Annotated in this window: 7 protein-coding genes; 4 read left to right on the top strand and 3 right to left on the bottom strand. The window is 50.9% G+C overall.

What is annotated here, in order from left to right; all coding sequences use genetic code 11:
- Positions 1-114 precede the first annotated feature (114 nt).
- The 4 genes from ACO6V1_RS10170 (at position 115) to ACO6V1_RS10155 (ending at position 8021) form a co-directional block, all read left to right on the top strand.
- Complete coding sequence (locus tag ACO6V1_RS10170; protein ID WP_422448678.1) at positions 115-852, top strand: tetratricopeptide repeat protein; 738 nt, start codon at positions 115-117, stop codon at positions 850-852.
- Between the two features lie 44 nt (positions 853-896).
- On the top strand, positions 897-1502 hold the full coding sequence (locus tag ACO6V1_RS10165; RefSeq protein ID WP_422448676.1) for an SOS response-associated peptidase: 606 nt from the start codon (positions 897-899) through the stop codon (positions 1500-1502).
- 83 nt (positions 1503-1585) lie between these two features.
- On the top strand, positions 1586-4885 hold the full coding sequence (locus tag ACO6V1_RS10160) for an ATP-binding protein (RefSeq protein ID WP_422466765.1): 3300 nt from the start codon (positions 1586-1588) through the stop codon (positions 4883-4885).
- A complete protein-coding gene (locus tag ACO6V1_RS10155; protein ID WP_422466764.1) occupies positions 4869-8021 on the top strand; it encodes a hypothetical protein in 3153 nt (1050 codons plus the stop codon). The genes ACO6V1_RS10160 and ACO6V1_RS10155 overlap by 17 nt, the downstream gene beginning before the upstream one ends.
- Here ACO6V1_RS10155 and ACO6V1_RS10150 read toward each other — a convergent pair.
- The 3 genes from ACO6V1_RS10150 to ACO6V1_RS10140 form a co-directional block, all read right to left on the bottom strand.
- On the bottom strand, positions 7942-10959 hold the full coding sequence (locus tag ACO6V1_RS10150) for a DUF1601 domain-containing protein (protein WP_422466762.1): 3018 nt from the start codon (positions 10957-10959) through the stop codon (positions 7942-7944). The two genes, ACO6V1_RS10155 and ACO6V1_RS10150, sit on opposite strands and share 80 nt — an antisense overlap.
- A 129-nt stretch (positions 10960-11088) precedes the next feature.
- Positions 11089-11448: a hypothetical protein gene (locus ACO6V1_RS10145; protein WP_422448668.1), complete on the bottom strand. Its 360-nt coding sequence runs from the start codon at positions 11446-11448 to the stop codon at positions 11089-11091.
- Between the two features lie 731 nt (positions 11449-12179).
- Positions 12180-14202: DUF1601 domain-containing protein (locus tag ACO6V1_RS10140; protein WP_422466760.1), on the bottom strand; the 2023-nt coding region annotated here is incomplete at its 5' end.

Genomic DNA, 14202 nt, shown 5'->3' with positions numbered 1-14202 from the left:
CTGCCGGTCTGTATAGACACTGTCGCGTAATGTAACTGAGGCGTATGGAGGATGCAAACCAGAGGTTGTTCATCAGTATGTGTGCGATTGAAGTGATAACGAAGGTGGAATTGGTTGCCGGGTGACGTTTATCGCTGGAATGGGAATCGCTGTGAGGAATACCTGCAAACCGTTCCCGAACATCATATAATCCAGGTTTCAGGTTCCCGGAACCTGACCATTTATAAAAATGCCAGGCAGGAATTATTCATGTTGAAGCAGTTTAAAAGTGCTGTCAGTTTGGTGGTATTGCTGGTCACGGTGGCGGGGCCGGTCTGGGCTACCACCCCTGTTAGCGGTGTTGTGGCTCAGAAAGAGCAGAAAGAACAAAAAGAGCCGTCGGTTTCTGGTAAGGTTCAGGGACAGTTAAGCGAGGCGATTCAAATCCTCCACTCAGGCCAGGCAACAAACCCGGCTAAAGCCATTAACGCTTTGCAGCGCATTGCCCGCCAGGGCGATCAGAAAGCCCGGGCCGAAGCCATGCTCTGGCTGGGCAGGGCTTATCGTGACGGGCTTGCCGGGACCGCTAAGGATATTGGCATGGCCTTTGACTATTTCCAGCAGGCTGCCGGGCGTGAAGGGCTGAATCCTGAAGCACAGTATGAGCTGGGACGGGCCTATCTCAATGGTGAAGGCACGGACCGCAACCTGATCGCGGCTTATATGTGGACCGAGCTCAGTCTGCAGGCCCCGTCGAACATATCAGCCTCTGCCGAAGCCCAGAAAGCCAGGCTGGAGACTCTGCTCAATACGGTTCAACTGGAAAAGGCCAGGCAGCTGGTGGATCAGTTGGCCACTCTTTATCTGCAATAATCAGGCTCTTGATCGCAAATGATTAAAGTGAGTTGGAGTAATTTATGTGCAGCCGTTACTCATTCAACCTGCCCAGGGTTGACCTTGGCTTTCTCGGTATCAACGATGTGTTAACTCAGAAACCCGTGCAACAGGTGGTGCCGGGGCAGCAGGTGTGGCTGGTTCGGAACAGTGACTGTGGTGCCCCTGAACTCGCCCGGGCCAAGTGGGGGCTTGTCCCTTCCTGGTTGCAGGATTTATCTCGGGCCCAGATCAATGCCCGTGTGGAGACCGCCGCTGAGTCACGAATGTTCAAAAAAGCCTGGCAGGACAGGCGTTGCCTGATTCTGGCGGATAGCTACTACCAATGGCATATGGCTCCGGGCAACCGTCGTCAGTTGTGGCGTATCGGCGCAAAAGATGGTTCGCTGCTACTGATGGCCGGATTATGGGAGCGGTTCACGGTGGACAGTACTCTCTCTTTCGATTCCTGCGCCGTGTTAACCATGCCGGCAATGCCACCGTTAATGTTGATCGCTGAGCGCATGCCGACGTTGTTGACGAAGGCTCATGCACAGCGCTGGCTGTCCGGGGAACCTTTTGATATTGAACGTTTTTCTGCCTTTCTAGCCAGCTTTCCCTGGCACAGCCAGAATATTCTGAAAGGCTGAGGTTGCGTTGTTCAGAATCTCCATTCACTGCTGAAATGCTGGTCTATCATTAGCGTTCATTGTGGCCGTGTGCAGTGAACCCAGTGCAATTTTCTATCAGGAAAAAAATCATTTTTTTTACTGTCGTGCCTGTCACGCTGCTGTACAACCTGATCTTTGGAATCCACCTCTACCTCTCACTCAAACAGGCCACAGACGCGGTCGCAAAAGGGCTGATTGAGCAGGTCTGGCATAATGCGGACAAAATTGACAGCCATACCCGGCAGCTGATGACCATGACCTCGTTTATGGGGGATATGTTGAGTCGGATGCCAGTGACTGACCATGCCATGATCAAGCACTTTCTCACGGATCTGGTGGCAAGAAACTCTCTGGTTCGCGGCTTTACTTATGTGAAGCTCGGCAGCAGCCTGCAGCACTGGGATGTTTTTCATGCCTACAGGAATCAGTGTCGGGTCCGGCTGGATGAGAGCGTCGATACCGGCCTGTTTCCTGCCCAGTTCTGGTGGGCTAATCAGGATCAGCAGAAAGAGGGATTCTGGACATCGCCAAGAGGGTCTGCGGATAAAGGGTGGATTGTCAGCTATATCGTCCCGGTCATTTCAGAGAACACCCTTTATGGCTATTTCTGGATGGATATCAGCCTGGCGGATCTGCGCCAGCAGCTGGTGGAAAACACCACGGGAAATGCCAGTTTTTCCATTGTTAATGGCGCAGGAGAGTACCTGCAGACGGACAGTGAAACGCCGAAGCGCTACCAGTTAAACAGCATTCATCAAAGCCAGTTCTATTACGGTTCACCGGGGTTATGGCATGACCTGGAAGAGCTGATTGAACGAGGTGAGCCTGCTTTCCGGCATAAGTGGGTGCCGGTTCGGCAGAATGAGTACTGGTTGATGGGGGCACCGATTAAATCGGCTTCCTGGTGGATGATCAGTTATGCCCCGAGGGAAACCGTACTGGCTCCGGTTATTGACCAGGCGCAGATTAATGCATTGCTCATGCTACTCTCCCTGACACTGATTTTTACCTGTGCCAGCCTGGTGTCGGTGAGAATTACCCGTCCGATTATCCGCCTGAAGCGAGCCATGGATGACTTTACCTACCGCCGGGTCATGCCGGTTATTACCCATATCAGCCGGGATGAAATGGGCAGTTTGACCGAAAGTTTCCAGCAACTGGTGACCAGGCTGGCGGATCGGGAAAAAGCACTGCATCGGGCCAGAACCAGCAATATCGGTCATTTGCTTGAGCGGCTGAGGGGAAACTATTTCTATTTCAACCTCAATAAGGATGGGTGCGTTACCCATGTCAGTCCGTCAATAGAGGCCATTCTGGGCTACACACAGAAGGAGTTTCTGCGTCCATTGATCGGGTATCTTGCTAACCGGGACAGTAAATTATGTTTTCGGGACCAGTTTCGTGAGGCCAAGCAGGGGCGATGGGGCGATACCTTTGAGCTGGATATCCGGCATCTGAATGGCAGCATCCGCAGGCTGGAAATCTTCTGGAGCGATATCGGGGATCTGGAAGACAGGCAATATCTGGTGGAAGGGCTGGCCAATGATATTACTGATCGGGTAAGCGATACCAAGAAATTCAAATTGTTACTGGACAGCGCGCCGGACGCAACCATCATTGCCACACCGGAAGGCATTATTGGCATGGCCAACAGCAGGACGGAAGATCTGTTTGGTTTTCACCGGGAAGACCTGGTCAATATGCCACTGAGCCTGCTGACGCCACTGGAAAACCGTCCGGAGCACCCTCTGTTGGGTGATCTGGAAAAAGCCAGTTGGGAGCAGTTGTGCCTGGTGGGTTATGAATCCCGGGGTATTGATCGTAAAGGCCGGATTTTCCCGGTAGAAATCACCAGCAACCCCCTGAAAACCGGCGATGGACTGCTGATCTCCATGGTGGTTCGTGATATCACGGAGCGCAAGCGCATTGAGCATGAGTTGATGCGGGCCAAGGAAGAGGCTGAGCGGGCCAACCTGGCCAAAGGTCTGTTCCTCTCCAATATGAGCCACGAGTTGAGAACACCGCTGAATGGGGTGCTTGGCAATGCCCAGCTGTTGTTAAGAAACCTCTCGTTATCGTCGGCCCAGCGAAAAAGCCTGAACACCATTGAGGCCAGTGGCCAGCATTTGCTGTCACTGATTAACGATATTCTCGATTTAACCAAAATTGAGTCCAGCAAGATTGAGTTACACCCTTCTGCGGTGCGATTGCTGGAGTTACTGCGCGGGGTGCGCAATATTCTGATGGAAAGGGCGGTCAGCAAGGGGTTGGATTTACGCCTGTTGCCCATTGGCACGTTACCGGAAATTGTCATGCTGGATGAAATCAAGGTTCGTCAGGTGCTGCTGAATCTGCTCAGTAACGGGGTTAAGTACACGGTTAAGGGGTGGGTTGAATGCCGGGTGTCCGTGGAGGGCAATGATATTGTCTTTGAAGTCCGCGACACCGGTGTTGGTATTGCCCATGAGGACCTGGAGAGGGTCTTTGAACCTTTCCGGCAGGTCCATCTGGGGTTGCAGATCGGTGGCACTGGCCTGGGGCTGGCGATCAGTCGGCGGCTGGTCTCGGCCATGGGTGGGGAGCTTGATGTTATCAGCGAGCCCGGCAAGGGGAGCCGTTTTATTTTTGTCCTGCCGCTGGTTCTGGGCAGTTTTGCAGCGCTGAAAGAGCATCAGCGCCTACTGCCCGGTTCCATTTATGTGCATTTGGATGAGCGCTTTCAGGGGGTCCGGGTGCTGGTGGTGGATGATGTTGAAAGTAACCGGGATATGATGGCCGGGTTGCTGGACTCCGCCGGTTTCAGGGTTGATACTGCCGGCAATGGCCTTCAGGCGGTGGAAGCGGTGAAGCAGGTGGATTTTGACCTGATTTTGATGGATATCTCCATGCCGGTGATGGATGGGGTGACAGCGATCAGGAAAATTCGTGAACTTCCCGGAAAAGTATCGGTCAAAGCTGTGGCTGTGACCGCCAGTGTCAGCCATGAGGCCAGGGAGCGGTTGTTGATTCAGGGGTTTGACGAATACATTGGCAAGCCCCTGGATGCCGGGCTGATGTTTGATAAAATCCGCTGTTTACTGGGGGTGGATTATGTCACTGCGCTGCCAAAACCTGAGTGGAATGAGAATGCTTTGCTGCAAAGTCTCAAAGAGATGCGCATGGACAGCTTTGTTCATGCCATCATTACTGCTTTCGAGCAGGGCGATCTGGAGTCGCTGGAGCAGGCGCTGCACTCATTTGAGAACGACCCGGCATTGGCCGATGTGATTGGCTTCCTGCTGATGCTGACGGCAGATATGGATATTGCCCGGCTGGAAAATTTTATTGGCCAGCTGGTAGAAAATTTTGACCATAGACGTTGAGGCATTATCAGTCAGTTTTATTGATATGGATTCATTACCAAAAGCAGTAAATTCATTCTCGACAGCAGGGTTTGCCAACCCTGAGAGTTGCCCGGTGCCACCGGGCAAACAGTCAAACCCTGAAACTGCACACTGCGAGCCTCCGGGTAACAGAGAACAGCTAAGACAGGAATTGCTCGATGCTGTGAAGGCAGGCACGTTAGGCGCTCGACAGATCAGGATGAGCTCCGCGAAATCAGGCCATGCAAGATTCAAAAAAGAGTCGGATTATCTTGACCATAAGGATAAGTTACCCAAAGGACCAAGGCCCGTCATCCTGATTATGGAAGATGTACCCACGATACTCAGGCCGAACCATGTCACTGTTGGTCTGATAAAACCCGGTACGCTCGCTGCCTATAAAAAAAATGCCATTACATCCTTTCTAGAGAACAATGCGGTAAAGCCGGATGAGCTTTCTGCCAAATGCCTGCCTGACCACAGTTCACTGCAAAAGAAAATGGAGGAGAGAGCTAAACGGATCTGTACCGTTTATCAGGGATCTTCATCCGGTAAACTGCGCTGGAATGGCACATTCAAACCGCCTGAATTCAGGGAAAAAGATTATGAAAAGTTAACATGCCATTCAGAATGGCTAACCACCGGGTATAAAAAATCACAAATCAAGTGCTTTCTTACTGCAAAAGAGGACCTTGGCAAAGACATTACCGATCATTTGCAGGATAAACACCAGTTAGAAGAGACTTTTGGCATCGACCCATTGCCCTGGCTGGTTTATTCCCAGCAAAGCGGCTCGGCAGAGGTTTATTTTGAGGATGAAGTCAGTGGCCATCTGTCAGCGCTGCATAAAGCCAGGCTCACTAATTTTTCGATATCCCATATCATTGCTGAAGAAACCTTCAGGCAGGTATTGAATTTTCTGCCAATGCCGTTAAGAGCAAAGACCCTGAATCAACAGCATCTGCCAGCGATGCAGTATCCATGTCAGGACATTATAAAACTGGTAACGAACCCGGACTTCAATCATCAACACTTAAGGGAATTAATAGACCAGATCTGGAAATTAATAGACCAGGATTTCCCGGTTGAAAAAACGTTTCTTTACAAGGGGAAGTGGCAGACAGTACTTGATTTGTTGATCCAGTCAGCAACAACGTTATGGTTACAAGATCATCATCGTAGTATGTCTCTGTATTATAACCAACAAGAGCATAGGGGAGAGAGAGCTGACGAGGAAGATGTTTTTTTCCAGTTATCTACTGAACTGGCCAGACGCGGGGTGTCTTTTGATGAAAAAAATGGCAAGCATCTGTTAAGGGAATTTTATTCGATTAGACTGTGCTGTCGTTTAAAGGCATTGGGATTATCCTACAAGGGGGGCGATTTAGGGTATTTAATTACTGATGTCCCCTTCTTTAATGATCCGGCTGTCATGCTGGAATTTCATCAACGTTGCCAGAGACTCAGTTCAGCAGAACTGCAAGAAGTGTTTGACTACGTCCTTCGACGACCTTTTCAAGGGTATCACCCCTATGACCAATTAAAGAACTATTTATTGGCTCTGTTTCGTTTTGGTGAACCCGATGAGCAAATATTCAGCGCTGTGAGAGAAAAAATAGCAGACACCGGAGCTGATGGCATTGAACAATCCCTGGGAACACTTTGTGCAGATGATTATATCCACTGGGCTAAAGAACTCCGGGAGCGGCGGGATCAAGAGCCCTTTTATCAGCAGTGGCCAGAAAATATCAAAAAAGGGCAACAACAAATAGACGAACTGCGAAAGTCCTTCGGCCTTACCGGCAGTCAATCTGCCCAACCTGCCTCATTGATGCAACCAGCAGCGTTGCAATTTATCGTCGACGCCTTCAGCCAACCGCCGGTTCTGCCCAATGCCAAAGATAACGAAGAGACCATTCTGAGAATCTTACAGCACTATTACCGACGTCCCGGACCAGAGCGAGTCATCCAATGCCTTGGCCGTGAGACATTGCCCGTGGTGTGGAAGTCTGCTCACAGCTGCAGTCATGTATTGCGGGCCCGGAACAATCTGTTGTGGTATATCGAGTTGCTGGACAAATTCGATCCGATGCAGTTCTCTGACATTGAAAAGAATCTGTTGTCGCTGGCCATCATCTATCATGACGCCGCAGCGGAAGATGTCCCCAAACGAGATGAAGAAGCCAGGGCGGCTGACTATTTCAAACGGGATCTGAAGGGGCAGTATCCACAACAACAGCTGGAGGATATTGCCGAGGCGCTGGCCAGCAAGGAAGACGACGTACATGGCAAGAGCGACCAGACTATTTCCCCATCGGTTCGCCGTTATCTGCGGGTACTGCGTTTTGCTGATCGTATGGACTTTATCCGATGCACCGGGGTTGATGCCTCGTTCCCGGGATTCTGCCCAGGCCGACACCAGCTTACAGTGTTTGACCCCCGGCGTTTGGATCTGCCGTCGCAACTCACCAGGGATTTCACCGGTGACCCTGTCCTGAAACCGGACTTCCAACGCCAACTGGAAGCTGCCATGCATGGTGCCGCTGATCTGTTACAGGTCACTGGCAGCCATAGTGAAGACTGTCGGGCGGATTCCTATATCCAGACGTATCATCTCAAACCTGACAGGACGGCCATCAAAGAGAAATTTGAACTGACCCCCTTGCCACTGCAGAACATGGAAAACTGCCTGGATGATAATGTCCGGCGTTTTATTGCCAGCCGTGCAGGCATTCACACCTGTTCTAGCCCTGACCATAAAGACTGCAAGACTGACCGGCAAAACGGGATTACCCGTGGCATCCATAATAGCTTCCATGATCTCAGGCAAGTGCAGGTGCCAACAGGGATGACCCGGCTGGAAAAGATGCAGTGTCGCCAGGGTTTCAGTCTGCTCAGCATGGCAACACAAGAGGCCATCGCCCAGGAGGTGCAACGACTGCAATCCGAAGGGATACTTATGAGCCTTGGCACATTAACCCAGCAAACCCTGAAATCACCCCCGGCAAAACAAGTGCTTGAGCAAAGAGGCTTTGCGGTGATCAGTGAGAAGCGCTTCAGGGGATATGACGACACTGGCAAGGTAAACCTGCAGGAAATGCTGGTGCCCATTCCTGTGGGTTCTGTCGGTTCATGATGCTTTTGTTCAGGAGGCTGTGGTCGCAATGATCATCAATGGTCTTCATTTTTTTCTCTTCCTTTTTTTTCTTTTTGGTTGGTCGGTGTGCTCTTTTGAATGTTCTTCGGCGGTTGAGTGAAAGTAATCTGAGGGTTGCCTTCCTTTTATCGGTGGTCATGTGTGCCTCATCTGCACGCCTTCTTTTAAGCCCTACAGAGGCAAGCCCCGGCAGCGGGGTGTCTACCCTGGTCTTTATGCGATCAATACATCGTTTCATGGAATCCCGATCCCGGTTCCCAAGCTCGTTCACCGGGATTTCAATGACCTCAAATCCTGATTTTTGCAGCAGTGCGATTTTAAGCAGTGTCGAGCCATTCCTGGTTTTGAAATCACCACCCACGTAATGAGACGGTCCCTGAACTTCAATCACAATGTTGTGATCTGGCAGTAGCAGGTTTACCGGAGGTAATGTGTTCAGACTTTTTTCTTTTTTAATCCTCAAAGAGGGAATGCGTGATTGGAGTTGATCGTGGAAGTCGGTTTGAGTTTTTGACATGGTTGTCCGGTAATGGGGGACGAATGGACAAGGTTTCCCAAGCCAACTTGCGGCCATGGCAATAATGGTTTGCTCATCTTCATTGTCCGGGAATGTATTTTCCATGCGAGTAAACAGGTCATCCAGGTGCTTTTCAAACACGTTATTTCTATTGGCATTGGGAACCAGAGACAACCTGGCACAGCATACCATTAGTCCCCAGAGAGACATTAATATGTCTTGCTCAGAGAGCTGAGGGTTTTCACTGATTTGACCGACAAGCGATTCGAACGTAGAGGTAACCACGTTCAGCTCAACGAATTCACCCAGTTTCGCAATGGCCGACAGCAGGTTGGCGATAGCCTGAGGAATAAATTGGTCTTTCTGTGCGTTCACGCAGGGCAACAGCACGGCCACAGCCTGGTTGATATCTGGTGTCTGCTCCTGCCCACTGTCCAACAGTTTTGCCATGGCCCACAGCAGGTTGGCTATATGCTGAGGAATAAATTGGTCTTTATGGGCGTTCACGTAGGGTAACAGCACGGCCACGGCCTCGTTGAGCCCTGGTGTCCGCACCTGCCCATTGTCGACCAGTTTCGCCATGGCCCACAGCAGGTTGGCTATATGCTGAGGAGTAAATTGGTCTTTATGTGCGTTCACGTAGGGTAACAGCACGGCCACGGCCTCCTTGAGTCCTGGTGTCCGCACCTGCCCGTTGTCTACCAGTTTCGCCATGGCCCACAGCAGGTTGGCAATAGCCTGAGGAATAAATTGGTCTTTCTGTGCGTTCACGTAGGGCAACAGCACGGCCACGGCCTTTTTGAGCCCTGGTGTCGGCTCCTGCCCGTTGTCCACCAGTTTTGCCATGGCCCACAGCAGGTTGGCTATATGCTGAGGAATAAATTGGTCTTTCTGTGCGTTCACGTAGGGTAACAGCGCGGCCACGGCCTCGTTGAGCCATGGTGTCTGCGCCTGCCCGTTGTCCACCAGTTTCGCCATGGCCCACAGCAGGTTGTTGATTTCCTGTGGTTTAAAGTTAGCTTTCTGTGCGTTTACTTGCGGCAACAGCGCGGCCACGGCCTCGTTGAACTCAGGTGTTTGCTTCTGCCCATTGTCCACCAGTTTCGCCATGGCCCACAGCATGTTGGCGATTTCCTGAGGTTTAAAGTTAGCTTTCTGCGCGTTTACGTGGGGCAACAGCGCGGCCACGGCCTCGTTGAGCCCTGGTGTCTGCACCTGCCCGTTGTCCACCAGTTTCGCCATGGCCCACAGCAGGTTGCCGATAGCCCGGGGAATAAATTGGTCTTTCTGTGCGTTCACCCGGGGCAGCAGTGCGGCTAAGGCCTCTTTGAGCCCTGGTATCCGCTCCTGCCCGTTGTCCACCAGTTTCGCCATGGCCCACAGCAGGTTGGTGATTTCCTGTGGTTTAAAATTAGCTTTCTGTGCGTTTACGTGGAGCAACAGCACGGGCACAGCTTCTTTGAACTCTGGTGTCCGCTCCTGGCCGTTGTCTGTCAGTTTCGCCATGGCCCACAGCAGGTTGGTGATTTCCTGTGGTTTAAAGTTAGCTTTCTGTGCGTTTACTTGGGGCAACAGCGCGGCTACGGCTTCCTTGAACTCAGGTGTTTGCTTCTGCCCATTGTCCACCAGTTTCGCCATGGCCCACAGCAGGTTGGCGATTTCCTGAGGTTTAAAGTTAGCTTTCTGCGCGTTTACGTGGGGCAACAGCGCGGCCACGGCCTCGTTGAGCCCTGGTGTCTGCACCTGCCCGTTGTCCACCAGTTTTGCCATGGCCCACAGCAGGTTGGCGATTGGCTGGGTGTCAATGTCGCTGGCTCCAGGTTGTAGGTGGCACTTGAATATTATTGCATCAAGTAGCGTTGACAATAAGGCAGCTTGAGTATGCCTGACACCCTCATCCATGGGGTGATGAGGGGTAAAAGCACCTGCTGAAGTAAATGAATGAAGTGTTGTCGTCAGGCTTCGCCAATTCCAGCTCCGTGTTACTGTAAAATTTTGCAGAAAACGCATCAGCTGGCTTTGTTCCGCTCGATTTAACGGTCTTTTAGAAGCTGACGCGTATTTTTTAATGGTACTGGCAAATTGACCATGATTACTCCCATTATAGCGTTGAGCGAAACGAGCAGATTTACTCAACAGATCATCCATTATTTCCGGGTTGACAAGGGCATTAAAATCTTGAGCAGGGGTAGGGGTTACTGAACGACACTGTAGATTTTGAGAAGTGTATGCGCCAGAAGCAGGGTAAAATTCATTACGCCCCGGGATAGTGCGGTAGGGATTATCCCTCTGTCTTACCGTGTCATGTCTATATTGCCCAAGCCTTGAAGAAGCGGCCTGGTTATCCGGTTGGTGGTAATAATTGCCTGATCTTGCGTTAGCAGCAGAGGTTCTATGCATAGTTATATTTCATTAATTCACGAAAATATAATAAAGCAGACAGCTGTTCTGTGCAGAGGTTCATTTTGCTGCAATATCTAAACTAAGTTTCTGCCAAAATGGAATTACATGGTCGTACCAGTGGGGACATTAAATGTCGATTTTCTGAATAACATTTAAGAATTGCTCGGTTTTACCACAGCTATAAACAGATTCATCACTCGTCATATTACACGCCATAAACAGAGCCTGATGCTGTGTTTTGGATAAATCGCTGAGGTAGTAATCGTGGCTTATCCGATAGGTTCCCCCATGAAGATTGATACTGACCCGGTTGCGATAATGCATCAGCAGCCCGGACTTCAGTGCTTTGCCACCATTGAGAACGGTCACTGTCTTCCGGAATTTTGCATTGACAGCAAGTGAGGGGTGTTGATTCCCACGGGTGAGAAGTTGTCGCGAAAGGCAGGCCTGAGGCGTTTCTCTTGTGCCGGTTTGAACTTTACTCAAATTTATCTTGTCTAAATGACCGGATTATCCGGACTGCTTCCGGTTGTATTCAACAAAATATGGTTATTTACTCCAGGCAGGAGACTAGAAACAATGGCAATGCCTATATCAACGTCCCTTAATGATGCTCCTTCTTCCGAGCCAGTTTCAGGACACCGTCCCCACACCACACCCGCAGCACAACAGGGCCAGATGGCAGGTTTCGCAGTAGATAAATAAGAGTACCTTCATGTCGGGCCTTACCCCCGAATTCAGGGGATGGGCAAACACTACCGCCTGCCACCGCGCCGGTAATAGAGAGACAGGTTGCCAGCACCGGTGATCCATCCGGGGCGGCCAGCTTGTCCGAAAGACCGGCCGAAGCGAAGCCAATGGAAAACCAGCCCCTGAATTACCAGATCCTCAGCAACACTTTTAAACGGACGTCTTATGCCAGCAGTTTATGTTTTGGAGCCACCATACCTGATGAGCAGGTCCGGGTGGTGATGGGCCACCTCCAAAAGATGGACAAACAGGGTAATAGATCTGTTACCATTTTTTTGATGTCAATGATATGTAATTTCAACCTGGGTACAGAAAACAAAAAGTGTGGCAATCATGATGGAAGGGAGGGGATTACTGGCTGTTGTTTCTCTTCCTTTTTTTTCTCTTTGGTTTGCCGGTGTGCTCTTCTGAATGTTCTTCGGCGGTTAAGTGAAAGTAATCTGAGGGTTGCCTTCCTTTATCGATAGTCATGTATGCCTTGCCTCATCTGCCCACTTTCTTTTAAGCGCTACAGAGGCAAGCCCCGGCGGCGGGGTGGCTACCCTGGTCTTTATGTGATCAATACATCGTTTCATGGAATCCCGGTTCCCAAGCTCGCTAACCGGGATTTCAATGACCTCAAATCCTGATTTTTGCAGCAGTGCGATTTTAAGCAGTGTCGAGCCATTCCTGGTTTTGAAATCACCACACACGTAATGAGACGGTCCCTGAACTTCAATCACAATGTTGTGATCTGGCAGTAGCAGGTCTACCGGAGGTAATGTGTTCAGACTTTTTTCTTCTTCAATCTTCAAAGAGGGAATGCGTGATTGGAGTTGATCGTGGAGGTCGGTTTGAGGTTTTGACATGTTTGTCGGGTAATGGGGGACGAACGGACAAGGTTTCCCAAGCCAACTTGCGGCCATGGCAATGATGGATTGCTCTTCTTCATTGTCCGGGAATGTGTTTTCCATGGGAGTAAACAGGTCATCCATGTGCTTTTCAAACACGTTATTTTTATTGGCATTGGGGACCAGAGACAACCTGGCACAGTACACCATTACTCCCCAGAGAGACATTATTATGTCTTGCTGAGAGAACTGAGGGTTTTCACTGATTTGGTAGACAAGCGATTCGAACGTAGAGGCAGCCACCTTCAGCTCAACGAATTCACCCAGTTTCGCAATGGCCCACAGCAGGTTGGCGATTTCCTTTGGTTTAAAGTGAGCTTTCTGTGTGTTTACGTGAGGCAATAGCGCGGCTACGGCCTCTTTGAACCTTGGTGCCCCCTCCTGCCTGCTGTCCACGAGTTTCGCCATGGCCCACAGCAGGTTGGCGACCGCCTGAGGAATAAATTGGTCTTTCTGTGCGTTCACGTAGGGCAACAGCGCTGTCACGGCCTCTGTGAACTCTGGTGTCCACTCCTGGCCGTAGTCCACGAGTTTTGCCATGGCCCACATCAGGTTGGAGATTTCCTGGGGGTTAAAGTTAGCTTTCTGAGCGTTTACGTAGGGCAACAGCACGGCGACAGCCTCTTTGAACTCTGGTGTCCGTTCCTGGCCGTTGTCTGCCAGTTTTGCAATGGCCCACAGCAGGTTGACGATTTCCTGTGGTTTAAAGTTAGATTTCTGTGCGTTTACGAAGGGCAACAGCGCGGCCACGGCTTCTTTGAACTCAGGTGTTTGCTTCTGCCCATTGTCCACCAGTTTCGCCATGGCCCACAGCAGGTTGGCTATATGCTGAGGAATAAATTGGTGTTTCTGTGCGTTCACGTTGGGCAACAGCGCGGCCACGGCCTCGTTGAGTTCTGGTGTCCGCTCCTGGCCGTTGTCTGCCAGTTTCGCCATGGCCCACAGCAGGTTGGCGATTTCCTGTGGTTTAAAGTTAGCTTTCCGTGCGTTTACGTAGGGCAACATCGCTGCCACGGCCGCTGTGAACTCTGGTGTCCGCAGCTGCCCGTTTTCCACCAGTTTCGCCATGGCCCACATCAGGTTGGAGATTTCCTGTGGTTTAAAGTTAGCTTTCTGTGCGTTTACGTGGGGCAACAGCACGGCCACAGACTCTTTGAACTCTGGTGTCTGCTCCTGGCCGTTGTCTGCCAGTTTCGCCATGGCCCACATCAGGCTGGAGATTTCCTGAGGTTTAAAGTTAGCTTTCTGTTCGTTTACGTGGGGCAACAGCACGGCCACGGCCACGGCCTCTTTAAACTCAGGTGTTTGCTTCTGCCCATTGTCCACCAGTTTCGCCATGGCCCACAGCAGGTTGGCGATTTCCTGTGGTTTAAAGTTAGCTTTCTGTGCGTTTACGTGGGGCAACAGCGCGGCTAGGGCCTCTTTGAACTCAGGTGTTTGCTTCTGCCCATTCTCCACCAGTTTCGCCATGGCCCACAGCAGGTTGGCGATTTCCTGTGATTTAAAGTTAGCTTTCTGTGCGTTTACTTGAGGTAACAGCGCGGCCACAGCCTCTTTCAACTCTGGTGTCCGCTCCTGCCCGTTGTCCACCAGTTTCGCC

The sequence above is a fragment of the Endozoicomonas sp. ALC013 genome (assembly GCF_049310205.1).
GTDB lineage: Bacteria > Pseudomonadota > Gammaproteobacteria > Pseudomonadales > Endozoicomonadaceae > Endozoicomonas.
Note: the sequence above shows the minus strand (reverse complement) of the source record. Positions and strands in the feature narration are given on the sequence as shown.

Bases quoted from the DNA above. Each gene is read 5' to 3' on its own strand.
- ACO6V1_RS10165 (WP_422448676.1), top strand. From the start codon at position 897: ATGTGCAGCCGTTACTCATTCAACCTGCCCAGGGTTGACCTTGGCTTT.
- ACO6V1_RS10150 (WP_422466762.1), bottom strand. From the start codon at position 10,959: ATGCATAGAACCTCTGCTGCTAACGCAAGATCAGGCAATTATTACCAC.